This window comes from Micromonospora sp. NPDC048839, from assembly GCF_040649915.1.
Classification (GTDB): domain Bacteria; phylum Actinomycetota; class Actinomycetes; order Mycobacteriales; family Micromonosporaceae; genus Micromonospora.
The window spans coordinates 249966-271957 of the sequence record NZ_JBEZGL010000007.1 but is presented as its reverse complement, the minus strand read 5'-3'; the positions used below and the strand labels follow the sequence as shown (position 1 = coordinate 271957).

Genomic DNA, 21992 nt, shown 5'->3' with positions numbered 1-21992 from the left:
GGCGATCAGCTCGCGCGGGGACGCGACTTGGCGCGGAGCATGGCCCGGTCGGCCTGTTCGAAGGCGACGCCGAGCGCGTCCCGCAACCCACCGCCGCCGGAGACCTCCGCGAAGCCGATGCTCACCCCGACCGGGGTCCCCGGCACCAGCGACTCCCAGTCTTCGAGTCGGACGGCGGCCTCGATCCGGCGGGCCACCTCGGCGGCCTCGCGCATGCCGGTGTCCGGCAGCACCACCACGAACTCGTCGCCGCCGTAGCGGGCCACGAAGTCACCCCGGCGCATCACCCGGTTGATCACCCCGGCGATGCGTTGCAGCACCAGGTCACCGGAGTGGTGCCCGTGGCGGGTGTTGACGGCCTTGAAGCCGTCCAGGTCGCAGACACCGATCACCACCCGGTCGCCTCGGGTGACCACCGCGGTGATGTAGCGCTCCAACCGGCGGCGGTTGGGCAGCCCGGTCAGCGGGTCGGTCAACGCCTCGCCCTCGAACCGTGCCGCCTCGCGGCGCATCTCCTCGTGGTCGATCCGGGCGGCGATGCCGTCGATGTAGACGTCGCGCAGCCGATCATTGCGTTGGGCGGCGAGCCGGAACGCCAGCCGGTCGGCCCGGTGCGCGGCCGCGTGGTCACCGGCACGGGCCAGCGCGATGCTGCGCAGTCGGGCCGGCTCGGCCGCCCCGAGCGTCTCGTTGGCGACCTGGACGGTGTCCAGTCGGGCGACCGCCTCGATCGGCCGGCCGTCGGCGACGGCGAGGCACACCTGCCCGAGCTGACGCAGGTCGCGGGCACGGGAGCTGTCCCCACCGTGGCTGATCAGGCGGGCCGGATCGGCTTTCCCGTCGGTCTCCACCTGGTCGCCGAGCGCGGCCTGCCGGGCAGCCGCGTAGCCGTACGCGGCGAGGCTGCTCGGGCGCAGCCGGCCGGCCCGCCCGGAGCCGATGAAGCGAGCCAGGTCGGCGGCCACGTCCCGGAGCACCCGCAGGCAGCCGTCACTGTCGCCGTTGTGGTCCAGTGCCACGGCGTTGCGCAGCCGGATGCCCGGCGCGGCGAACGTCTCCTCGGGGATCCCGGCGGTGAGACCGAGCTGCCGGGCCCGTTCGATGGCCCCCAGGGCGTATCCGTGGAAGCTGAGGTAGCTGTACGCCATGGCCAGGTCGTGCCAGCCCCAGGCGGTGTCCCGGTCCGGGTCCTCGACGGCGCCCAGCGCGCGGGCGGCTCGGACGAGGTGCGTGACGGAGCGGTCCAGTGCGCCCTGGTGGTGTGCGGCGAGGGCGGCGAGCGCGTTGAGGTGCCCGTGCAGGTACGGCTCGGCGAGATCGCGGACGGCCGCCGACGCCTCCTCGATGGCCCGGGTGAACTCCGCCGTCCGACCGAGATTGATCAGGGCGGAGAGGCGCTGCACCATCGCGTCCGCCCGCGCCGCCGGATCGGTGGTGGTGCGGATCACACGTTCGAGCAGGACGTACGACTCCGCGGAGCGGCTGGCCTCCTGCAGTGCCCGGGCACGCGTGAGGGCGTCAACCTGGTCATCGACCCGGTCGAGCCACCCCACCCGCCAACCCCCTGTCGTGTGCGCCGCCCGCGCACCCGTTGGTCGCGCTGCCCGCGACGCATCATGATTGTCGCGTGAACACTCTGCCGCAACACCCCCCCGGAGGGACAGGCCCCACCCGCCCGTCCACCGCGGTGGCTCGGGTCGCTCGCGCGCTCGCCGCCGCCGGGGTCGGCTCGGCCCGGGTGGAGGCGGAGGTGCTGGCCGCGTACGTGCTGGGGGTCCCCCGGGGCCGGCTGGCTCTCGCCGACGACCTGAACGAGGCGCAGTTGGCGCGGCTCGACGAGCTGGCGCGCCGCCGGGCCGCGCGGGTGCCGTTGCAGCATCTGACCGGCCGGGCCGGGTTCCGGCACCTCGACCTGTCGGTCGGCCCGGGTGTGTTCGTGCCTCGGCCGGAGACGGAGCTGCTGGCCGGCTGGGGTGTCGAGCAGGCCCGGGGCCGCACCGACCCGGTGGTCGTCGACCTCTGCAGCGGCTCGGGGGCGATCGCGCTGGCGGTCGCTCAGGAGCTGCCCGGCGCGCGGGTGATCGCGGTGGAGCGGTCCCCGCAGGCGCTGGCCTGGTTGCGGCGCAACGCGGCGGAGCGGGCCGGTGCGGGGGACCGGCCGATCGAGGTGGTCGAGGCGGATGTGACCGCGCCGGACCTGCTGGCGTCCCTGGTGGGCTCGGTGGACGTGCTGCTCTGCAACCCGCCGTACGTGCCGGACGACGTGGTGGTCCCGCCGGAGGTGGCCGGGCACGACCCCGCGGAGGCGGTCTTCGGGGGCGCGGACGGCCTGGCGGTGATCCGGCCGGTCGTCAGCCGCGCGGCGGCGCTGCTGCGCGCGGGCGGCGTTGTCGGGGTGGAGCACGACGACACCCACGGCGCGGCGGTCCCCGCGTTGCTTGCCGGCGACGGTGACTTCACCGCTGTCACGGCGCATCTGGACCTCACCGGACGTCCCCGTTACGCCACCGCGTCCCGACGGGCGGACGGCCAGCACGCCCCGATCGGGGCGGCGTGGCAGACTGACTCCTCGTGATGCTCTACGACTGCCGGTCGCCCGCCGATCGGGACCGCGGCATCGCTGCGGCCATCGAGGCGGTCAAGAACGGCGAGCTTGTCGTCCTCCCGACGGACACCGTCTACGGGATCGGCGCGGACGCGTTCACCCCGTACGCGGTCAAGGCCCTGCTGGATGCCAAGGGCCGGGGTCGGCAGATGCCGCCGCCGGTGCTGATCGGCTCGCGGCACACCCTGGACGGGTTGGTCTTCTCGCTGCCCACGGCCGCCCGGGACCTGGTGGAGGCGTTCTGGCCGGGTGCGCTGACGATCGTGGTCGAGCACTCGCCGAGCCTCCAGTGGGACCTGGGCGACAAGACCGGCACGGTGGCGGTGCGGATGCCGCTGCACCCGGTGGCGCTCGAGGTGCTGCGGGAGACCGGCCCGATGGCGGTCTCGTCGGCCAACAAGACCGGCCAGCCCGCCGCGGTGACCGCCGAGGAGGCACGGGACCAGCTCAGCTACTCGGTGCGGGCCTACCTGGAGGCCGGGCCGTGCCCGGACCCGGTGCCCAGCACGATCGTCGATCTGACCGGTGAGGTGCCGCAACTGCTGCGGGCCGGGGCGATCCCGTTGGAGAAGCTGCGCGACGTCGTTCCGGACCTCATCGACGGTCGGGGGGTCTGAGTGCCCCCGTTCACGGTCCTGCACGTCTGCATGGGCAACATCTGCCGCTCTCCGATGGCGGAGCGGCTGCTCGCTCTGGCGGTGCGGGAGCGGTTGACGCGGCGTGCGCAGGACCCGGCCCAGGCCGACGGTTTGTTGCACAGCCACAGCGCCGGCACGGGTGGTTGGCACGCGGGCGAGGAGATGAATCCGCCGGCGGCCCGGCAGGTCACCGGCCGTGGTGGGGACGTCGAGGGGTTCGCCGCGCGCAAGCTGCGGTCGGACCACATCGACGCCGCCGACCTGGTGCTGACCGCCACCGCCGACCAGCAGGAGTACGTGGTGGCGTTGCGGCCGGACGCGGCGGCCCGCACGTTCGTGCTGGGCGAGTTCGGTCGGCTGCTGGCCGCGGTGGACGCCGCCGCGTTGCCGCCGGGTGAGGCGACCCCGGAGGCCGTGTACGCCCGGGGCGTGGCCCTGGTGGCAGCGGCGCACGACGCCCGGTTGGGCGCCTCGGCGTTGACGACGGACGATCTGGACGACCCGTGGGGTCGTGGTGACCAGTGCTTCAGTCGGGTCGCCGACGAGATCGAGGAGACGGTCCACCCGCTGGCCGGCGCGCTGCTGCCCTGATTGAGCGCGGTGCGAGTTTCCTCCGGGTTTGGGGAAAACCCGGGGCGAAAGCGGCGTTCCGGGTCATTCTGAACGGGTCCTAGCGTGACCGGCTCCTGCGGGGAGAGCTGATGATCCGGGCCCATCTCGACAAACTGCTGACCGTGGTGATCGCCGGAGTGCTGGCCGGGCTGGTGCTGGCCGCAGCCGCCCTGCCGGTGGCCCTGGTGTTCGGGATCGGCTTCAGCGCCCTGTCCACGCCGTACTCGGAGCTGCCGAACACACTTCGTACGCCGCCCACCGCCCAGCGCTCCAACCTCTACGCCAACGACGGCACCACCCTGATCACCTCCTTCTACCAGGAGGACCGGGTGGACGTGCCGCTGCGCGAGGTGGCCCCGGTGATGCGCGAGGCGATCGTGGCCGCCGAGGACGTCCGGTTCTACCAGCACAGCGGAGTCGACCTGCGGGGCGTGGTGCGCGCCTTCACCGTCAACAAGCGGGACGGGCAGACCCGGCAGGGCGCCTCCACGCTGACCATGCAGTACGTCCGCAACGTGCTCAGCAGCGACCCCCGGCTGACCGAGGCGCAGCGGGTGGCCGCCACCGAGGTCAGCACCGCCCGCAAGCTCCAGGAGATGCGTTACGCGCTCGCGCTGGAACGCGAGCTCGACAAGGAGGAGATCCTCACCCGCTACCTCAACATCGCCTACTTCGGCGCCGGGGCGTACGGCATCGCGGCGGCCAGCAAGCGCTACTTCTCCCGGTCCCCGGCCGAGTTGACCCTGGCCCAGGCGGCGCTGCTGGCCGGTCTGGTCCGGTCGCCGGACAGCGACGATCCGATCAACGGCGACGCCGACAGCGCGATGGCGCGGCGGTCGTACGTGTTGGAGCGGCTGGTGGAGTCGGGGCAGGTGCCGGCGGAAGCGGCGGCGGCGGCGCGGGCCGAGCCGTTGCAGCTACGGCCGAGCGAGACGCCCAACGACTGCACCGGGGTGCCCGAGGCGCACAACGACTGGGGATTCTTCTGCGACTGGTTCACCCGCTGGTGGAGCAGCCAGTCCGCGTTCGGGGCGTCCGCCGACGAGCGGCAACGCGCGCTGCGCCGGGGCGGGTTCTCCATCGTGTCGTCGCTGGACCCGGGGGTGCAGCGGGCCACCACCGAGCAGGTGCTGAAGATCTATCAGCCGTCGGCGGCCGAGGCGGTGCCGACCGCCGTGGTGCAACCGGGCACGGGACGGGTGCTGGCGATGTCGGTGAACCGCGCCTACAGCGTGCGGGACAACCCGGTCGGGCAGAAGAACCGCCCGAACACGGTCAACCAGTTGATCGGCGGCGGCGGCGCGATCGAGGGGTACCAGGGCGGGTCGACGTTCAAACTCTTCACGATGCTCGCCGCGCTGGAGGCGGGCCTGCCGCTGTCGACCGACTTCGTGGCGCCCACCCAGTTGCTCACCCGCTTCCCGGCGACCGGGGAGGCGAGCTGTGACGGCCGCTGGTGCCCTTCGAACGCCAGCCCGTCCTCGATGGATGGCCCCCGCACCATGTGGACCGGGTTCGGTCGGTCGGTGAACACGTACTTCGCCTGGCTGACCGAGAAGGTCGGCGCCGACCGGGTGGTGGAGATGGCCGAGCGACTCGGCATCGTGCTGCGCGCCGACGCCGACGCCCGACTGGCCCGCTACGACGCGAAGGACTGGGGTGCGTTCACCCTGGGCGTCGCCGCGACCACGCCGCTGGACCTGGCCACCGCGTACGCCACGGTGGCGGCCGAGGGGACCTGGTGCGCGCCGCTGCCGGTGGTGTCGATCACCGACGCGGGTGGCCGGCCGGTCGACGCCGCCAAGCCGGACTGCCGACAGGTGCTCGACGTCGACGTTGCGCGGGCGGCCACCGACGCGGCGCGCTGCCCGGTCGGCGACCAGTCGATGTACGGGCGCTGCGACGGTGCCACCGCAGCCGGCCTGCGGGCGCGGCTCGGCCGGCCGGTCGCGGGCAAGACCGGCAGTTCGGAACGGTACGAGACGGAGACGGTCGTCGCGTTCACCCCGCAGATCGCGGTCGCCTCGATGGCGGCGAACCCGGACGATCCCCGGGACGCGGTCGGTCAGGCCGTGCAGGCCCGGATGGTCGACGCGGTCGGCGAGGTGCTCTCCACCGCCCTGCGCGGTCAACCGGTACGCGACTTCGTCCCGCCGAGCGAACGAACCGCCTTCCAGCTCACCGGAGCCCGCACCGGCAACTGAGACCTGCGGGGATCAGGGGGTCTGTTCGGCGTTGCGGGCGATGTTGCGGGCCATGCCGCCGAAGACCACCGCGTGGAAGGGCGCGACCGACCCCCAGTAGGCGTGCCCGCTCAGCCCGCGGGGGAGGAAGACGGCGCGTTGCTGGTAGCGGCTGCGGCCGTCCTCGGTGGGCAGTACCCGCATCTCCAGCCAGGCCCGGCCGGGCAGCCGCATCTCGGCGCGCAGGCGCAGCAGCTCGCCGGGGACGATCTCCTCGACCCGCCAGAAGTCCAGCGCCTCACCGACCTGGAGGCGGTGCGGGTCGCGTCGGCCCCGACGGAGCCCGACCCCGCCGACCAGGCGGTCCAACCAGCCGCGCACCGACCAGGCGAGCGGGAACGAGTACCAGCCGTGTTCGCCGCCGACTCCCTCGACGACCCGCCAGAGCGCCGCCGGTGGGGCGTCCACCGCCCGCTCGCGGACGTCGGTGTAGACGCTGCCACCGGACCACTCCGGGTCGCTGGGCAGCGGCTCGGCGGGCGAGTCCGGGCCGCTCGCGGTCGACCAGCGGGTCTCCACCTGGGCGTCCCGGACCTTGGCGAGCGCGAGCGCCACCGCGTCGTCGAAGCCGGTCAGCCCACCGGACGGGTCGGGTAGGTACCTGGCGATGTCGTGCTCGTGCGCGACCGCCTCGTGGATCAGGCTCTCCACCAGGGGGCGGGCGATCGCGTTCGGCACCGGGGTGATCAGGCCGACCCAGTGCGAGGAGAGCGACGGGGTGAGCGGGCGGACCGGCACGATGATCCGCCGGCGCAGGCCGGCCACCCGGGCGTAACGCTGCATCATCTCGAGGAAGGTGAGCACGTCCGGTCCGCCGATGTCGAAGCCCCGGTTGACGTCCGGCGGCAGCGCGACACAGCCGGCCAGGTAGCGCAGCACGTCGCGGACGGCGATGGGCTGGATCCGGTTGCGGACCCAGCGTGGGGTGATCATGGCGGGCAGCCGCTCGGTCAGGTACCGCAGCATCTCGAACGACGCCGAGCCGGACCCGATGATCACCGCGGCCCGCAGCACCGCCGTGGGCACCCCGCTGGCCAGCAGGATCCGGCCCACTTCGGCCCGGGACCGCAGGTGCGGGGAGGGGACCTCCGCGTCGGACGCCGGCTCCGGGCCACCCAGGTAGACGATCCGGCGTACGCCTGCCGCGCGGGCCGCCGCCGCGAAGTTCGTCGCCGCCGTCCGGTCGGCGGCCTCGAAGTCGGGCCGGCCGAGGGAGTGCACCAGGAAGTAGGCGACGTCCACGTCGGCGAAGGCGGCGGGCAACGTGTCCGGCCGGCTCAGGTCCCCTTCGACGATCTCGGCCGCCGAGGCCCAGGGCACGTCGCGCAGCCGAACCGCCTTACGGGCCAGGCACCGCACGGTGTGTCCCTCGGCGAGCAGCAGCGGCGTCAGCCGCCCGCCGATGTAGCCGGTCGCTCCGGTGACGAGGCATCTCACATGTCCCAGTCTGCGGCCCCCTAGACTCGTTCGCTGTGGAGACCGAGACGAGCACCTTCTGGGGGCCAGATTTCGCGCAGCTCAGGGCCACCGACCCGGAGATCGCCGGGGTGGTCCTCGGCGAGCTGGACCGGTTGCGGGGTGGCCTGCAGCTCATCGCCAGCGAAAACCTGACCTCGCCGGCGGTGCTGGCCGCGCTCGGCTCGACGCTCACCAACAAGTACGCCGAGGGCTACCCGGGCCGGCGTTACTACGGGGGCTGCGCCGAGGTGGACCGGGCCGAGGAGATCGGCATCGCCCGGGCCAAGGAGCTCTTCGGGGCCGAGCACGCCAACCTCCAGCCGCACTCCGGGGCGAGCGCCAACCTGGCCGCGTACGCCGCCCTGGTGCAGCCGAGGGACACCGTGCTGGCGATGGACCTGCCGCACGGCGGGCACCTCACCCACGGCAGCCGGGTGAACTTCTCCGGCAAGTGGTTCCACCCGGTCGGTTATCCCGTCCGGCCGGACACCGAGCTGATCGACTACGACGAGGTACGCGACCTGGCCCGGGCGCACCGACCCAAGCTGATCATCTGTGGTGCCACCGCGTACCCCCGGCTGATCGACTTCGCCCGGTTCCGGGAGATCGCCGACGAGGTCGGCGCGTACCTGATGGTGGACGCCGCGCACTTCATCGGCCTGGTCGCCGGCCGGGCGATCCCGTCCCCGGTGCCGTACGCGGACGTCGTCTGCGCCACCACCCACAAGGTGCTGCGCGGCCCGCGCGGCGGCCTGATCCTCTGCCGCGAGTCGCTGGCGCAGCGGATCGACAAGGCGGTCTTCCCGTTCACCCAGGGCGGTCCGCTGATGCACGCCGTCGCGGCGAAGGCGGTCGCGCTGCGCGAGGCCGCCCAGCCGGAGTTCCAGACGTACGCCCGGCAGGTGGTCAGCAACGCCCAGGCGCTCGCGGCCGGGCTGGCCGACGAGGGGATGCGCCCGGTGTCCGGCGGCACCGACACCCACCTCGCCCTGATCGATCTGCGCGAGGTGGGGGTGACCGGCGCGGAGGCCGAGCGTCGCTGCGACGCCGCGTCGATCACCCTGAACAAGAACGCCATCCCGTACGACCCGCAGCCGCCGATGGTGGCCTCCGGTCTGCGGGTGGGCACCCCGAGCGTCACCACCCAGGGCATGCGGGAGGGTGACCTGCGGCAGGTGGCCACCCTGATCGCCCGTGCGGTGCGCACCGATCCCGGCGCCCCGGGCGGCGCCGACGAGCTGACCCGGATCGGTGCCGAGGTGGCCGAGCTGGTCGCGGCGTTTCCGGCGTACCCCCGTGGCTGAGCCCGGGGTGGTCGCGCCCGACACCGACCGGCGGTGGCGGCTGCGGCACCTGCCGGTCCTGTTGGCCGCGTCGGCGGCGTTGGCCGTGCTCGCCGCGGTGGTGGGCGGGGTGACCGGCGGTGGGACGGCCGCGCTCGGCGCGGCGGCCGGCGTGGGTGTCACGGTGCTCAGCTACACCCTCACCACAGTGGTGTTGGCGCGAGCCGACCAGGTCAACCCGCAGTTGCTGTTGCCGCTCGGCCTGGGCTTGTACGTGGTGAAGTTCAGCCTTTTGGGTGCGGTGCTGGTGGCGGTGGCGTCGACCGGTTGGGCCGGTTTGATCCCTCTGTGCCTTGGCATCGTCGCCGGGGTGGCAGTGTGGACAGCGGTGCACCTCTGGTGGCTGACCACGGTGCACGCTCGTCGGCCGCTGGGCTGACCTGGCGGTCGTCCCAACCAGCGGACGCGCCGCAATGTGTCGGCCTCCGGTCATTTTCCGACGGGCGGAAGGGGAGTAGCGTGCCCACAGACGACGGCGCCCACGAGAAGCCCACACAACGATGGTTGTGCGGGGGGTGAGGCACAGCCTCGTCTTCCCGGCTGATATCGTTCGCCCCGTCATGGCTGATGACCAAACCCCCCGTCCCCCCGGTCAACCGGACGACTATCCGTCCGGTGCCGGTCAGGGCTGGACCGCACTGAGTTACCTCATCGGAGGCATGCTCGTGTGGGGTTTCATCGGCTGGCTGGTCGACCAGTGGCTCGACACCGGTGGCGTCGCCACCGGGATCGGCTTCGTGCTCGGCATGGCCGGGGGAGTCATCCTGGTCATCCGCCGACTCGGCACGCCTACTTAGGAAGGGACGCGGTGTTCGGACAGGCGAACGTCCTGGCAGCGGGCCAGGCAGAATTCCCACCTAGCAAGGAGGACTTCTACCTGCCCAGCATCCTGCCCTGGGGTGTGGAAAACTCGTACTGGTTCACCAAGTTCACGTTGATGGTCTGGATCGCGGTCGGCGTTCTGATCATTTTCTTCCTGGCGACCTATCGGAACCCGAAGCTGGTGCCGACCAAGAAGCAGTGGTTCGCCGAGTCGATCTACGGCTTCGTGCGCAACAACATCTCGGTCGACATGATCGGTCACCAGGGCGTGCGGTTCGCTCCGTACTTCACGACGCTGTTCTGCTTTGTGCTGGTGACGAACGCCTTCGCGATCATCCCGTTCTTCCAGATCTCGCCGAACTCGCACATCGCCTTCCCGGCGATCCTCGCGGTGATCAGCTACGTGCTGTTCAACTACATCGGCATCCGGCACCACGGTTTCGCCAAATACTTCAAGCACGCCCTGATCCCGCCGGCACCGTGGTACATCCTGCCGCTGCTGATCCCGATCGAGGCGTTCTCGACCTTCATCATCCGGCCTTTCTCGCTGGCCGTTCGTCTCTTCGCGAACATGTTCGCCGGCCACATGCTCCTGCTGGTCTTCACGCTCGGCGGCTTCGCGATGATCAACGCCAACGCCTGGCTGGCACCGATCTCGGTGGTGTCCTGGGTGATGACCGTGGCGCTGACCCTTCTCGAAGCGCTGGTCATCGTCCTGCAGGCCTACGTCTTCACCGTGCTGAGCGCCAGCTACATCCAGGGCGCGCTCGCCGAAGAGCACTGATCCACGCACCATCCGTTGTCGTCCCGCGTGAGAGACACGCGTGATAACCAGGAGGAACCACTAATGGATTACGTCGCCGCCGCAGAAGGTGTCGTTGGCAGCACCGCAGCCATCGGCTACGGCCTCGCGGCCATCGGCCCGGGCATCGGCGTTGGTCTGGTCTTTGCCGCCTACATCCAGTCGACCGCCCGCCAGCCCGAGTCGTCGCGGATGACCCTGCCGTACGTCTGGATCGGCTTCGCCGTCATCGAGGCGCTCGCGCTGTTCGGCATCGCCTTCGGCTTCATCTGGCAGGGAGAGCTCTAATCCGCTCGTCGACCGGGAGGTCACCCATGTACTTCCTCGCCGCTGAGGGTGGTGAGTCAGACCACAACCCGATCATCCCCATTCCCGAGGAGATCGTGGTCGGCGTTGTCGCCTTCGCCGTGCTCTGCTTCGTACTGATCAAGTTCGTCTTCCCCCGTATGGAGCAGACGTTCCAGGCCCGGGTCGACGCGATCGAGGGCGGCATCAAGCGCGCCGAGGCCGCCCAGGCCGAGGCGAACCAGCTGCTTGAGCAGTACCGTGCCCAGCTCGCTGAGGCCCGCACCGACGCCGCCAAGATCCGTGACGACGCGCGGGCCGACGCCGAGGGGATCCGACAGGACATCCTCGCCAAGGCGCGGGAAGAGTCCGACCGGGTCATCCAGGCGGGCAAGGACGCACTCGCCGCCGAGCGGGCCACCATCGTGCGCGAGCTGCGCGCGGAGGTCGGCACGATCGCGGTGGACCTGGCCAGCAAGATCGTTGGCGAGTCGCTGGCCGACGAGGCGCGACGCAAGGGCACCGTCGACCGGTTCCTGAGCGGCCTCGAGAGCACGGGGGCCCGCTGATGCAGGCCGCCAGCCGGGAGTCGTACAAGGTCGCGGCCGAGCGCCTCGACGCGTACGTCCGCGGCGCGGAGCCGTCGGCGGTGGCCTCCACCGCCGACGCCATCCTCTCCGTGGCGACCCTGCTGCGGCGTGAGCCGCGGCTGCGCCGGGCACTGTCCGAGCCGGCTCGTTCCGGCGAGGACCGCGGTGCCCTGCTCGGCGACATGCTGGGCGGGCGGATCGGCGCCGACGCGCTCGACCTGCTCGTGGCGTTGGTCTCCGGCCGCTGGTCGGCACCGTCGGAGTTGCTCGACGGCGCCGAGCGCCTCGGCGTGGAGGCGCTGCTCGCCAGCGCCGACAAGGCCGGCGAGCTGGGCGAGGTCGAGGACGAGCTGTTCCGCTTCGGCCAGGTCGTGGCCGGTCAGTCGGCGTTGAGCAACACGCTGGCCGACCCGGTCGCCCCGGTCGAGCAGCGGGCCACCCTGGCCCGGGAGCTGCTCGCCGACAAGGCCCGCCCGGTCACCGTCCGCCTCGTCGAGGTGGCGCTCGGCGGGTTCGGGGGGCGCTCCTTCACCGGCGCGCTGACCCGGCTGGTGGAACTCGCCGCCGAGCGACGCGACCGGCAGGTGGCGTACGTGACCGTCGCGGCCCCGTTGAGTGACGACGACGAACGCCGACTGGGTGCGAGCCTCACCGCGATATACGGTCGGGAGGTCTCCGTCAAGCAGACGGTCGACCCGCACGTCCTGGGTGGCGTGAGCGTGCGGGTCGGTTCCGACCTGTACGACGGCACCATCCTGCGCCGCCTCAACGAGACCCGCAACGCGCTCGCGAAGCGCTGAACGGCTCAGCCGCCCAGCGGCCGAGCGGCCTCCGCCGCTCAGCGTCGGGGCGGCTCCGCCGCCGCAGCGCCCGGAATGACAGACGCCATTCGGACCGGTCGGTACTAGGTATCCCGGGCCCCTGAATTTTAAGGAAGCAGAGGATGGCCGAGCTGACCATCTCGACGGAAGAGATCCGCGGCGCCCTGGAGCGCTACGTCTCTTCCTACTCGTCCGACGTCTCCCGCGAGGAGGTCGGCACCGTCGCCGACACCGGCGACGGCATCGCCCACGTCGAGGGCCTGCCCTCGACCATGACCAACGAACTCCTGGAGTTCGAGGACGGCACGCTCGGCGTGGCGTTGAACCTCGACGTCCGGGAGATCGGTGTCGTCGTTCTCGGTGACTCCGCCAAGCTGGAGGAGGGGCAGCGCGTCAAGCGCACCGAGCGGGTTCTCTCCGTTCCGGTCGGCGACGCCTTCCTCGGCCGCGTGGTCGACGCCCTCGGCAAGCCGATCGACGGGCTCGGTGACATCGCCAACGAGGGCTTCCGCGAGCTGGAGCTGCAGGCTCCGAACGTGATGTCCCGCCAGTCGGTGTTCGAGCCGCTGCAGACCGGCATCAAGGCCATCGACGCGATGACCCCGATCGGTCGGGGCCAGCGGCAGCTGATCATCGGTGACCGCAAGACCGGTAAGACCACCGTCGCCCTGGACGCGATCCTCAACCAGCGGGACAACTGGCGCACCGGCGACCCGAAGAAGCAGGTCCGCTGCATCTACGTCGCCATCGGCCAGAAGGCCTCCACGATCGCCTCGATCAAGGGCCAGCTGGAAGAGGCCGGCGCGATGGAGTACACGACAATCGTGGCCTCCCCGGCGTCCGACCCGGCCGGCTTCAAGTACCTGGCCCCGTACACCGGCTCGTCCATCGGGCAGCACTGGATGTACGGCGGCAAGCACGTCCTGATCGTCTTCGACGACCTGAGCAAGCAGGCCGAGGCGTACCGGGCCGTGTCGCTGCTGCTGCGTCGCCCGCCGGGCCGTGAGGCGTACCCGGGTGACGTCTTCTACCTGCACTCCCGCCTGCTGGAGCGCTGCGCGAAGCTCTCCGACGAGCTGGGTGGCGGCTCGATGACCGGTCTGCCGATCATCGAGACGAAGGCCAACGACATCTCGGCCTTCATCCCGACCAACGTCATCTCGATCACCGACGGCCAGATCTTCCTGGAGACGGACCTGTTCAACCAGGGCGTCCGCCCGGCGATCAACGTCGGCACCTCGGTCTCCCGGGTCGGCGGCGCCGCCCAGGTGAAGCCGATGCGCAAGGTCGCCGGTTCGCTGCGGCTCAACCTGGCCCAGTACCGCGAGCTGGAGGCGTTCGCCGCCTTCGCCTCCGACCTGGACCGGGCCTCGCGCGCCCAGCTCGACCGCGGTGTACGCCTCGTCGAGCTGCTCAAGCAGCCGAACTACTCGCCGTTCCCGGTCGAGCAGGAGGTCGTCTCGGTCTGGGCCGGTGTCGAGGGCAAGCTGGACGACATCCCGGTGGGCGAGGTTCGCCGCTTCGAGGCGGAGTTCCTCCAGTACCTGCGGCACAAGCACGAGGGTGTGCTGGCCGGCATCGCCGACAACCAGTGGGGCGACGACATCGTCGGTTCGCTGGACGCGGCGATCGCCGAGTTCAAGCAGGTCTTCCTCAACAAGGACGACGAGCGCAAGGTCAACGACGCGCCGGCCGCTCCGCTCGAGGGTGACGAGAACCGCGAGACGGTGACCCGCTTCCGCGACAGCGCGACCGACCGCCCGGCCGAGAGCTGATCCCGTGGCGGCCCAGGTACGCGTTCTTCGTCAACGAATCCGCTCGGCGAAGTCGATGAAGAAGATCACCAAGGCGATGGAGCTCGTGGCGACGAGCCGGATCGCCAAGGCTCAGGCCAGGGTGCAGGCGTCCCTGCCGTACGCCCAGGCCATCACCGGTGTGCTCACGGCGCTGGCGTCCAACGCGCGGATCGACCACCCGCTGCTCACCCCGCGCGAGCGGGTGCGGCGGGCGGGCGTCCTGTTGGTCACCAGCGACCGTGGCCTGGCCGGCGGTTACAGCTCCAACGCGATCAGGATGGCGGAGTCGCTGATCGCGCGGCTCAAGGCGGACGGCAAGGAGCCGGTGCTCTACGTCATCGGACGTAAGGGCGTCGGGTTCTACCGGTTCCGCAACCGGCCGATCGAGGCGAACTGGACCGGCTTCAGTGAGCAGCCGTCGTTCGAGGACGCCCGTACCGTCGGTGAGACGCTGATCAAGGCGTTCACGGCCGGTGCGGACGACGCCGACGGCGGTGCCGGAGCGGACGGGGTGCTCGGCGTCGACGAGTTGCACATCGTCTACACCGAGTTCCACTCGCTGATGACGCAGAACCCGGTCACCAAGGTGATCGGTCCGATGCAGGTGGAGGACCGGCCGCGCTCCGAGGGGTTGCTGCCGGCGTACGAGTTCGAGCCGGAGGCGGAGGCGCTGCTCGACGCGCTCCTGCCGAGGTACATCAACACGCGGATCTACGCGGCGTTGATCGAGTCGGCGGCGAGTGAGTCGGCGGCACGGCGGCGGGCGATGAAGAGCGCCACCGACAACGCCGAAGAGATGATCGAGAAGTACACGCGCGAGATGAACTCGGCTCGCCAGGCCGGGATCACCCAGGAGATCAGCGAGATCGTCGGCGGCGCCAACGCGCTGGCCGCGTCGGGAAGTGAAGTGTGATGACTGCACCAGTAGAGACCAAGACGGCCACGGGTCGCGTGGTCCGGGTCATCGGCCCGGTCGTCGACGCCGAGTTCCCGCGCGACGCCATGCCGGCCCTGTTCAACGCCCTCAACGTCACCGTGAACCTGTCCGGCGGTGAGAAGACGCTGACCCTGGAGGTCGCCCAGCACCTGGGTGACAATCTGGTCCGTGCCATCTCGATGCAGCCGACCGACGGCCTGGTTCGTGGCGCCGAGGTGCGCGACCGCGGTGAGCCGATCACCGTACCGGTGGGCGACGCGGTCAAGGGCAAGGTGTTCAACGCGATCGGCGAGGTGCTCAACCTCAAAGAGGGCGAGACGTTCGAGGCCGACGACCGGTGGGGCATCCACCGCAAGGCCCCGGCCTTCGCGGACCTGGAGCCGAAGACCGAGATGCTGGAGACCGGCATCAAGGTCATCGACCTGCTCGCCCCGTACGTCAAGGGCGGCAAGATCGGCCTGTTCGGCGGCGCGGGCGTGGGCAAGACGGTGCTCATCCAGGAGATGATCACCCGGGTGGCCCGTAACTTCGGTGGTACCTCGGTGTTCGCCGGCGTGGGTGAGCGCACCCGTGAGGGCAACGACCTCATCGCCGAGATGACCGAGTCCGGCGTCATCGACAAGACCGCGCTGGTCTACGGCCAGATGGACGAGCCGCCGGGCACCCGGCTGCGGGTGGCCCTCTCCGCGCTGACCATGGCGGAGTACTTCCGGGACGTGAAGAAGCAGGAGGTGCTGCTCTTCATCGACAACATCTTCCGCTTCACGCAGGCCGGTTCGGAGGTGTCCACCCTGCTCGGCCGTATGCCGAGCGCCGTGGGTTACCAGCCGACCCTGGCCGACGAGATGGGCGAGCTCCAGGAGCGGATCACCTCCGTCCGGGGCCAGGCCATCACGTCGATGCAGGCGATCTACGTGCCGGCGGACGACTACACCGACCCCGCCCCGGCCACCACGTTCGCCCACCTGGACGCGACCACCAACCTGGAGCGGTCGATCTCCGACAAGGGCATCTACCCGGCCGTGGACCCGCTGGCGTCCTCGTCCCGGATCCTCGCCCCGGAGTTCGTCGGCGCCGAGCACTTCCAGGTGGCCACCGAGGTGAAGCGGATCCTGCAGCGCTACCGCGACCTGCAGGACATCATCGCCATCCTCGGTATCGAGGAGCTCTCCGAGGAAGACAAGATCACCGTGGCCCGTGCCCGGCGGATCGAGCGCTTCCTCTCGCAGAACACCTACGCGGCGGAGCAGTTCACCGGCGTACCGGGCTCGACGGTCCCGATCAAGGAGACCATCGAGGCGTTCCGCAAGATCAGCGAGGGTGAGTACGATCACTTCCCCGAGCAGGCGTTCTTCATGTGCGGCGGTCTCGAAGACCTGGAGCGCAAGGCTGAGGAGCTGATGAAGGCCTGACAGGCCCGATTCGTCCCGCAACCAAAAGACTGCCCCGGCCATGCCGGGGCAGTCTTTTGTTCATCTTCGCGTCTTACCATCGTCGCGGTCCGTTACTCGGGGTCGTCCGTTCCCAAGAACCCGAGATACGTTCTAATCCGCGCGCTCACCCCTAACGAGCGTTGATCTTCGCAACCTTTCGACGACGTGCGCCCGTCTTCCTTCGTGTGGGCGTAACGAACGGAGCTGCTCGTGGGTAAGGCCGGCAAGCGTGGCCGCAAGTCATCCGTCTGGCGCGGCGTGCCGCGCTGGGCCAGGATCTGCACGGTGTTCGGCACCGTGCTGGTCGTGCTCAGCGGCGCGGTGCTGGTCGGCACGGAGGCCCTGATGGCCCGCTACGAGGGCGCGGTCGGCAAGGCGGACCTGTTCGGTGACCAGGCGGCGGGTGCCCAGGCGAAGAAGAGCGACATCAAGGGTCCACTCAACATCCTGCTCGTCGGCATCGACCCGCGTACGCCGACAGCCGCGCCGCTCGCCGACTCGATCATGGTGCTGCACGTGCCGGCGTCGATGGACCGGGCCTACCTCTTCTCCCTGCCGCGCGACCTCTACGTGCCGATCCCGGCGTTCAAGAAGGCCGACTTCCCGGGCGAGACCACGAAGATCAACGCTGCGATGTCCTTCGGCAGCAAGGTGCCGGGGGCCAACCCCGACGCGGCCCGGGGCTTCGAGCTGCTGGCCACCACCGTGCAGAACGTGACAGGCATCAAGCGGTTCGACGCTGGCGCCATCATCAACTTCACCGGCTTCCAGAAGATCGTCGACGCGATGGGCGGCGTCGACATGTACATCGAGCGCGACGTCAAGTCCGAGCACAAGCAGCCGGACGGCAAGCCGCGGCCGGGCAAGACGTACGGCGAGGGTTACGTCGGCCCGCAGGCGGTCTACAAGAAGGGCAACCAACACCTCAGCGGCTGGCAGGCGCTGGACTACGTCCGGCAGCGCTACCCGAAGAACGGTGTTCCGGACTCCGACTACGGCCGGCAGCGCCACCAGCAGCAGTTCGTCAAGGCCATGGTGGGCCAGGCGTTCAGTGCCGACGTGGTGGCCAACCCACTCAAGCTGGACAAGGTGCTCCGCGCCGCCGGCCAGTCGCTGATCTTCAACGGTCGGGGCAGCAGCGTTGTCGACTTCGGGCTCGCCCTGAAGGACATCCGCCCGAACACCATCCAGATGATCAAGCTCTCCGGTGGTGAGCTCAAGAACAGCAGGGGCGTCTATCTCGGTGAGCAGTTCCAGGCGGATGTCCCGGACTTCTTCACCGCCCTGCACAACGAGCAGCTCGACGCCTTCCTGCTGGAGCATCCAGACTTCGTGAACAAGACCAAGTAGCCGCGGCGCGGGTTCTCCCACCCGCGTTGGGAGCGCGTGCGCGTCAGGCTAGACTTTCGGCAATCCGTCGCCGCAGCAAGGAGACAGCGTGGCAAAGCAGCTTCACGTCGAGCTCGTCGCCGTCGAGGAGAAGGTCTGGTCCGGTGACGCCGAAATGGTCGTCGCCCGGACGACCGAAGGCGAGCTCGGTGTCCTGCCGGGACACGCGCCGCTGCTCGGCCAGCTCGCCGAGCCCGGTCAGGTCCGCATCAAGCTCGCCGGCGGTGAGCAGGTCTCCTACGAGGTCGCCGGTGGCTTCCTCTCGGTGAGCGCCGACGGCGTCATCGTGCTGGCCGAGAGCGCAACCCCGGTCTCCGCGCAGAGCCGCTGAGTCACACCGGGGATGGACATCGTCGAAGGAATCGGGATCGGCGTTGTCGTCATCCTCGGCGCGCTTCTGACCCTCTTCGTCCGGCGAGCGCTGGTCACCCGTAGCGGTGGCATCATCCGGCTCAGCGTCCGAGTCACCACCATGCTCGACGGCCGTGGCTGGTCGCCCGGCTTCGGCCGGTTCGCCGGTGACGAGCTGCGGTGGTACCGGATGTTCAGCTTCGCGATCCGACCCAAGCGGGTGCTCTCCCGCAAAGGGCTGGCGGTGGAACGCCGCCGGTTGCCGGAGGGCCAGGAACGGCTCTCCATGCCGGCCGACTGGGTGATCCTCCGCTGTACCAGTCACCACGCACCGGTGGAGATCGCCATGGCGCGGTCGACCGTTACCGGTTTTCTCTCCTGGCTCGAGGCCGCCCCTCCGGGGGCGGTCTCGCCGCGTATGGCCTCCCAGGACTGGCCGGCTGCCTGATCGGCTCGTCTGTGGTTGCGCTCGGGGTTTCCGGGGAGATTGCCCGGGTTGTCGGTGGTTGCGCTTGGGGTTTCCGGGGAGACCGCCCGGGTTGTCGGTGGTTGCGCTTGGGGTTCCGGGGAGACCGCCCGGGTTGTCGGTGGTTGCGCTTGGGGTTTCCGGGGGAGCCCACCCGGCTCCGGGCGGTCAGGCTTGATCCCTGCGCCGGGCGGGCTCCCCCGGAAACCCGTTGTTGCCGCTGTGTGCCGGTCTGGCGCGGTTTTCAGCACCTGCCGTTGCCGGTTTGGTGGAGTTTCGCCTTCTCGGTGGTCGGGGGTGCCGGCCGGTTGCGTCGTGGCGGCTGAGCAGGCCGGTTGATCGACTCGACTTTCTTGATGTCGGGGTGTTCTGGTGGGCTGGATGCCACGGTTTTCATGATCCCGAGTGGATCATGGGGGCGGCGAGCCCCAGGCGCGTTGAGCCCTGGCCAGCCAGGCCGCGTCGAGCCCGCCGCTGACCAGAATCGGCGCCGGGTCTGCGGCGCGCCCTGGGTGCCGCGAGCCCGCTGGGGCGAGCCCCGCTTCGGCACGCCTCGCTGCGACGGAGCCTGGTTCGACGAGCCCGCTGGGGCGAGCCCCGCCGCCGCGCCGCCGCCGCGCCCGCCCCGCCGCCGCGCCCGCCGCCGCGCCCGCCGCACCGCCCCGTCGGGCGTGCTGCGGCGAGCGCGGTGTGGCGCCTGCTGCTGAGGAGTCAGCCCCAACTACGCGTGGCAGCGGCCAGATCGGGAACCCACACCTCCACGTGGTGCAGCGCGCCCATGGTCAGCGCTTGCCGCCCGGCACCCATAGCACATCTCCCGCCGGATTTGCCGTTCTTGACAGGATAAAGAGCAGATCGGAGAGCCGGTTGAGATACTTTGCCGGGAGAGTGCTGGTCCGTTCCGAATCGTGGCTGACCAGCGCCCATGCCGCGCGTTCGGCACGCCTAGCGGTGGTGCGCGCCACGTGGAGCAGCGCCGCGCCCGGGGTGCCGCCGGGGAGGATGAAGGAGTCGAGCTTGCTCAGGCGTGCGTTGTACTCGTCGCACCAGCCCTCAAGGCGCTCGACGTACGCCTCGGTGACCCGCAGCGGCGGGTACTTCGGCTCCGGCTCGACGGGGGTGGACAGGTCGGCGCCGACGTCGAACAGATCGTTCTGCACCGACCCCAGCACGCCCCGCAGTTCCTCGTCGAGCCCACCCAGGGCGAGCGCGACGCCGATCGCGGCGTTGCACTCGTCGACATCCGCGTACGCGGCGATCCGTGGATCGGTCTTCGGCACCTGCTCGTTGTTGCTCAGCCTGGTCATGCCGGCATCGCCGGCCTTGGTGTAGATGCGCGTGAGGTGGACGGCCATGACGCACAGCCTACGGATTCCCGACCTGACGATCCCGACGCGGCCGGACAGCACGCCCAGTTGGCCGGTGGTGGCGGGCCCCGGCGACGCGGGCGACCCGGCGGTCAACGACGTCGACCTCATCCGGGTGTACGGGGACGCCCGGCTCGCCGGCACCGTACACGTGGTGGGGGCCAAGAACTCGGCGTTGAAGCTGATGGCCGCCGCGCTGCTCGCCCCGGGCCGCAGCGTGATCACGAACGTCCCGCGGATCACCGACATCGCGATCATGGGTGAGGTGCTGCGCCGGCTGGGCTGTGGCGTCCGGTTCGACGCGGACGACCCGGTCGACCCGATGGTGGCCCGCGGCGGGGTGGCCCGGTCCCGTTCGGTGACCATCGACGTGCCCGAGCAGCCGGGCGCCGAGGCGGACTACGACCTGGTCCGGCGGTTGCGCGCGTCGATCTGTGTGCTCGGCCCGCTGCTGGCCCGCCGGGGGTACGTGCGGGTGGCCCATCCTGGTGGCGACGCCATCGGGTCACGCGGGCTGGACATGCACGTCTCCGGGCTGACCCGGATGGGCGCGGAGATCTCCGGTGAGCACGGCTTCGTCATCGCGTCCGCCCCGCACGGGCTGCGCGGCGCGGACATCGTGTTGGACTTCCCGAGCGTGGGAGCGACCGAGAACCTGGTGATGGCAGCGGTGCTGGCCCAGGGCGTCACGATGATCGACAACGCCGCCCGGGAACCGGAGATCGTCGACATCTGCACGATGCTCAACCAGATGGGGGCGCGGATCTCCGGTGCGGGCACCTCCACCTTGCGGATCACCGGGGTGCCGGGCCTGCACCCGGTGCGGCACGCCACGGTGGGAGACCGGATCGTCGCCGGCACGTGGGCGTTCGGTGCGGCGATGACCCGCGGCGACGTGACGGTGACCGGGCTGGACCCGGCGTACCTGGAGGTCGCGCTGGACAAGGTCGTGGCGGCCGGTGGCCTGGTGGAGACCCGGGGGGACGGCTTTCGCGTACGGATGGACGACCGGCCCCGGGCGGTGGACGTGGTGACGTTGCCGTACCCCGGCTTCGCCACCGACCTGCTGCCGATGGCGATCGGGCTGGCCGCCGTCAGTGACGGCGCCTCCCTGATCACCGAGAACATCTTCGACGGCCGGTTCATGTTCGCCAACGAGATGATGCGGCTCGGCGCGGACATCAAGACCGACGGGCACCACGCGGTGGTCCGAGGGCGGGGTCGGCTCTCCGGTGCCCCGGTCCAGGCGACCGACATCCGCGCCGGCGCTGGGCTGATCATCGCCGGGTTGTGCGCGCAGGGGGTCACCGAGGTTTCCCACGTGCACCACGTCGACCGGGGTTACCCGGACTTCGTGGCCGATCTCCGCGCTCTCGGGGTGGCGGTCGAGCGGGGCACCACCCCGGACGAACCGTCACTGGAGATCTGAGGCCCGCCGCGTCAGGCAGCCTGCAGCGAGGCCCGTACGTGTCGTCGCGCGTCGTGGATGCGTGACTTCAGGGTGCCGATCGGAATGGCGAGGTGGTCGGCGATCTCCTCGTAGGTCAACTGGCACAGATCACGCATCACCAGAGGGGCGACCAGTTCGGGTCGGTGGGCCTCCAGCCGTTCCAGCGCGTCCAGCAGGTCGAGCCGTGAGCCCGCGATCACGCTCGTCGTACGCGGGTCGGCGGCATCGAGCGGAAGCAGTGCCACGGCCTGCTCGCCGGCCCGGCGCTTGAGGCTCCGGTACGTCTGCCGCGCGCAGTTGGCCGTGACGACGTACAGCCAGGTGGAGAACTTGGACCGTCCCCCGAAGCCGTCTATCTTGCGAGCGACCTGCAGGAGGGCGTCCTGGCACGCCTCTTCGGCGTCCTGCCGGCACGGGAGGAGGCGCAGGCACTGCCGCAGCATCTGCGGACCGATTCTGATCAGCAGCGCGTCGAGTGCTGCGGCGTCGCCGGTGGAGGCGCGGTCGGCGAGCTTTTCGATATCAAGATCGTCTGACATACCCAGGCCCCGTTCCTCCCCGTATCGGAGGCCATAATACGGGCG

The 21992-nt window shown here is 70.6% G+C and carries 22 protein-coding genes; 18 read left to right on the top strand and 4 right to left on the bottom strand.

Going from position 1 to position 21992, the window contains the following annotated elements:
- Window positions 1-5: 5 nt before the first annotated feature.
- Entirely contained in the window at window positions 6-1553 is a 1548-nt protein-coding gene (locus tag AB0C25_RS16475; protein WP_357373850.1) for a GGDEF domain-containing protein, read from the bottom strand.
- A 74-nt stretch (window positions 1554-1627) separates the two neighbouring features.
- On the opposite strand from AB0C25_RS16475, the gene prmC reads away from it, so the two are divergent.
- From prmC to AB0C25_RS16455, 4 genes are all read left to right on the top strand, one after another.
- Complete coding sequence (prmC, locus tag AB0C25_RS16470; protein ID WP_357373848.1) at window positions 1628-2575, top strand: peptide chain release factor N(5)-glutamine methyltransferase; 948 nt, start codon at window positions 1628-1630, stop codon at window positions 2573-2575.
- Window positions 2575-3222 (top strand): L-threonylcarbamoyladenylate synthase, encoded by a 648-nt coding sequence (locus AB0C25_RS16465; protein ID WP_272619657.1) that lies wholly within the window; start codon window positions 2575-2577, stop codon window positions 3220-3222. The genes prmC and AB0C25_RS16465 overlap by 1 nt, the downstream gene beginning before the upstream one ends.
- The gene (locus AB0C25_RS16460; protein WP_357373846.1) at window positions 3223-3834 is read left to right on the top strand and encodes a phosphotyrosine protein phosphatase; all 612 of its coding nucleotides are present in this window, start codon (window positions 3223-3225) and stop codon (window positions 3832-3834) included.
- A 110-nt stretch (window positions 3835-3944) separates the two neighbouring features.
- On the top strand, window positions 3945-6059 hold the full coding sequence (locus AB0C25_RS16455) for a transglycosylase domain-containing protein (RefSeq protein WP_357373844.1): 2115 nt from the start codon (window positions 3945-3947) through the stop codon (window positions 6057-6059).
- A 12-nt stretch (window positions 6060-6071) separates the two neighbouring features.
- Here AB0C25_RS16455 and AB0C25_RS16450 read toward each other — a convergent pair whose 3' ends face one another.
- Complete coding sequence (locus tag AB0C25_RS16450) at window positions 6072-7535, bottom strand: SDR family oxidoreductase (protein ID WP_357373842.1); 1464 nt, start codon at window positions 7533-7535, stop codon at window positions 6072-6074.
- Window positions 7536-7570: 35 nt separating this feature from the next.
- On the opposite strand from AB0C25_RS16450, the gene glyA reads away from it, so the two are divergent.
- The 13 genes from glyA to AB0C25_RS16385 all read left to right on the top strand — a co-directional run bounded on the left by glyA (window position 7571) and on the right by AB0C25_RS16385 (window position 18573).
- On the top strand, window positions 7571-8860 hold the full coding sequence (glyA, locus tag AB0C25_RS16445) for a serine hydroxymethyltransferase (protein ID WP_357373840.1): 1290 nt from the start codon (window positions 7571-7573) through the stop codon (window positions 8858-8860).
- Complete coding sequence (locus AB0C25_RS16440; RefSeq protein WP_357373838.1) at window positions 8853-9278, top strand: hypothetical protein; 426 nt, start codon at window positions 8853-8855, stop codon at window positions 9276-9278. Before glyA ends, AB0C25_RS16440 begins: the two co-directional genes overlap by 8 nt.
- A 181-nt stretch (window positions 9279-9459) precedes the next feature.
- Window positions 9460-9696, top strand: a complete 237-nt coding sequence (locus AB0C25_RS16435) for a hypothetical protein (RefSeq protein WP_357246376.1) — start codon at window positions 9460-9462, stop codon at window positions 9694-9696.
- Window positions 9697-9707: 11 nt separating this feature from the next.
- Window positions 9708-10505, top strand: coding sequence for a F0F1 ATP synthase subunit A (atpB, locus tag AB0C25_RS16430; protein WP_357373836.1), 798 nt, complete (start codon window positions 9708-9710; stop codon window positions 10503-10505).
- A gap of 63 nt (window positions 10506-10568) precedes the next feature.
- Window positions 10569-10811, top strand: coding sequence for an ATP synthase F0 subunit C (locus AB0C25_RS16425; RefSeq protein ID WP_357246371.1), 243 nt, complete (start codon window positions 10569-10571; stop codon window positions 10809-10811).
- Between the two features lie 26 nt (window positions 10812-10837).
- Window positions 10838-11377, top strand: coding sequence for a F0F1 ATP synthase subunit B (locus AB0C25_RS16420; RefSeq protein ID WP_357373834.1), 540 nt, complete (start codon window positions 10838-10840; stop codon window positions 11375-11377).
- On the top strand, window positions 11377-12198 hold the full coding sequence (locus AB0C25_RS16415) for a F0F1 ATP synthase subunit delta (protein ID WP_357373832.1): 822 nt from the start codon (window positions 11377-11379) through the stop codon (window positions 12196-12198). The genes AB0C25_RS16420 and AB0C25_RS16415 overlap by 1 nt, the downstream gene beginning before the upstream one ends.
- A gap of 143 nt (window positions 12199-12341) precedes the next feature.
- Entirely contained in the window at window positions 12342-13994 is a 1653-nt protein-coding gene (gene atpA / locus AB0C25_RS16410; protein ID WP_357373830.1) for a F0F1 ATP synthase subunit alpha, read from the top strand.
- A gap of 4 nt (window positions 13995-13998) precedes the next feature.
- Window positions 13999-14928, top strand: a complete 930-nt coding sequence (locus tag AB0C25_RS16405; RefSeq protein ID WP_357246359.1) for a F0F1 ATP synthase subunit gamma — start codon at window positions 13999-14001, stop codon at window positions 14926-14928.
- Window positions 14928-16364, top strand: coding sequence for a F0F1 ATP synthase subunit beta (atpD, locus tag AB0C25_RS16400; protein ID WP_357246357.1), 1437 nt, complete (start codon window positions 14928-14930; stop codon window positions 16362-16364). The genes AB0C25_RS16405 and atpD overlap by 1 nt, the downstream gene beginning before the upstream one ends.
- 225 nt (window positions 16365-16589) lie before the next feature.
- Window positions 16590-17735, top strand: coding sequence for an LCP family protein (locus tag AB0C25_RS16395; protein WP_357373981.1), 1146 nt, complete (start codon window positions 16590-16592; stop codon window positions 17733-17735).
- Window positions 17736-17823: 88 nt separating this feature from the next.
- A complete protein-coding gene (locus AB0C25_RS16390; protein ID WP_357246353.1) occupies window positions 17824-18105 on the top strand; it encodes a F0F1 ATP synthase subunit epsilon in 282 nt (93 codons plus the stop codon).
- A 12-nt stretch (window positions 18106-18117) separates the two neighbouring features.
- Window positions 18118-18573, top strand: a complete 456-nt coding sequence (locus AB0C25_RS16385; RefSeq protein ID WP_357246350.1) for a DUF2550 domain-containing protein — start codon at window positions 18118-18120, stop codon at window positions 18571-18573.
- Between the two features lie 800 nt (window positions 18574-19373).
- On the opposite strand, the gene AB0C25_RS16380 is transcribed toward AB0C25_RS16385, so the two are convergent.
- Window positions 19374-19946, bottom strand: a complete 573-nt coding sequence (locus AB0C25_RS16380) for a cob(I)yrinic acid a,c-diamide adenosyltransferase (RefSeq protein WP_357246347.1) — start codon at window positions 19944-19946, stop codon at window positions 19374-19376.
- Here AB0C25_RS16380 and murA point away from each other — a divergent pair.
- Window positions 19945-21387 carry a UDP-N-acetylglucosamine 1-carboxyvinyltransferase gene (murA, locus tag AB0C25_RS16375; RefSeq protein ID WP_357373827.1) on the top strand — a complete coding sequence of 481 codons (1443 nt, stop codon included), beginning with the start codon at window positions 19945-19947 and terminating at the stop codon, window positions 21385-21387. The two genes, AB0C25_RS16380 and murA, sit on opposite strands and share 2 nt — an antisense overlap.
- Window positions 21388-21398: 11 nt before the next feature.
- On the opposite strand, the gene AB0C25_RS16370 is transcribed toward murA, so the two are convergent.
- Complete coding sequence (locus AB0C25_RS16370) at window positions 21399-21947, bottom strand: RNA polymerase sigma factor (RefSeq protein WP_357373826.1); 549 nt, start codon at window positions 21945-21947, stop codon at window positions 21399-21401.
- Window positions 21948-21992 lie beyond the last annotated feature (45 nt).

What these genes read in the sequence shown, in the direction of transcription:
- AB0C25_RS16465 (WP_272619657.1), top strand. Translation starts at nt 2,575, where the DNA reads ATGCTCTACGACTGCCGGTCGCCCGCCGATCGGGACCGCGGCATCGCT.
- AB0C25_RS16455 (WP_357373844.1), top strand. Translation starts at nt 3,945, where the DNA reads ATGATCCGGGCCCATCTCGACAAACTGCTGACCGTGGTGATCGCCGGA.
- AB0C25_RS16435 (WP_357246376.1), top strand. Translation starts at nt 9,460, where the DNA reads ATGGCTGATGACCAAACCCCCCGTCCCCCCGGTCAACCGGACGACTAT.
- AB0C25_RS16425 (WP_357246371.1), top strand. Translation starts at nt 10,569, where the DNA reads ATGGATTACGTCGCCGCCGCAGAAGGTGTCGTTGGCAGCACCGCAGCC.
- AB0C25_RS16420 (WP_357373834.1), top strand. Translation starts at nt 10,838, where the DNA reads ATGTACTTCCTCGCCGCTGAGGGTGGTGAGTCAGACCACAACCCGATC.
- AB0C25_RS16415 (WP_357373832.1), top strand. Translation starts at nt 11,377, where the DNA reads ATGCAGGCCGCCAGCCGGGAGTCGTACAAGGTCGCGGCCGAGCGCCTC.
- atpA (WP_357373830.1), top strand. Translation starts at nt 12,342, where the DNA reads ATGGCCGAGCTGACCATCTCGACGGAAGAGATCCGCGGCGCCCTGGAG.
- atpD (WP_357246357.1), top strand. Translation starts at nt 14,928, where the DNA reads ATGACTGCACCAGTAGAGACCAAGACGGCCACGGGTCGCGTGGTCCGG.
- AB0C25_RS16385 (WP_357246350.1), top strand. Translation starts at nt 18,118, where the DNA reads ATGGACATCGTCGAAGGAATCGGGATCGGCGTTGTCGTCATCCTCGGC.
- murA (WP_357373827.1), top strand. Translation starts at nt 19,945, where the DNA reads ATGACGCACAGCCTACGGATTCCCGACCTGACGATCCCGACGCGGCCG.
- AB0C25_RS16380 (WP_357246347.1), bottom strand. Translation starts at nt 19,946, where the DNA reads ATGGCCGTCCACCTCACGCGCATCTACACCAAGGCCGGCGATGCCGGC.
- AB0C25_RS16370 (WP_357373826.1), bottom strand. Translation starts at nt 21,947, where the DNA reads ATGTCAGACGATCTTGATATCGAAAAGCTCGCCGACCGCGCCTCCACC.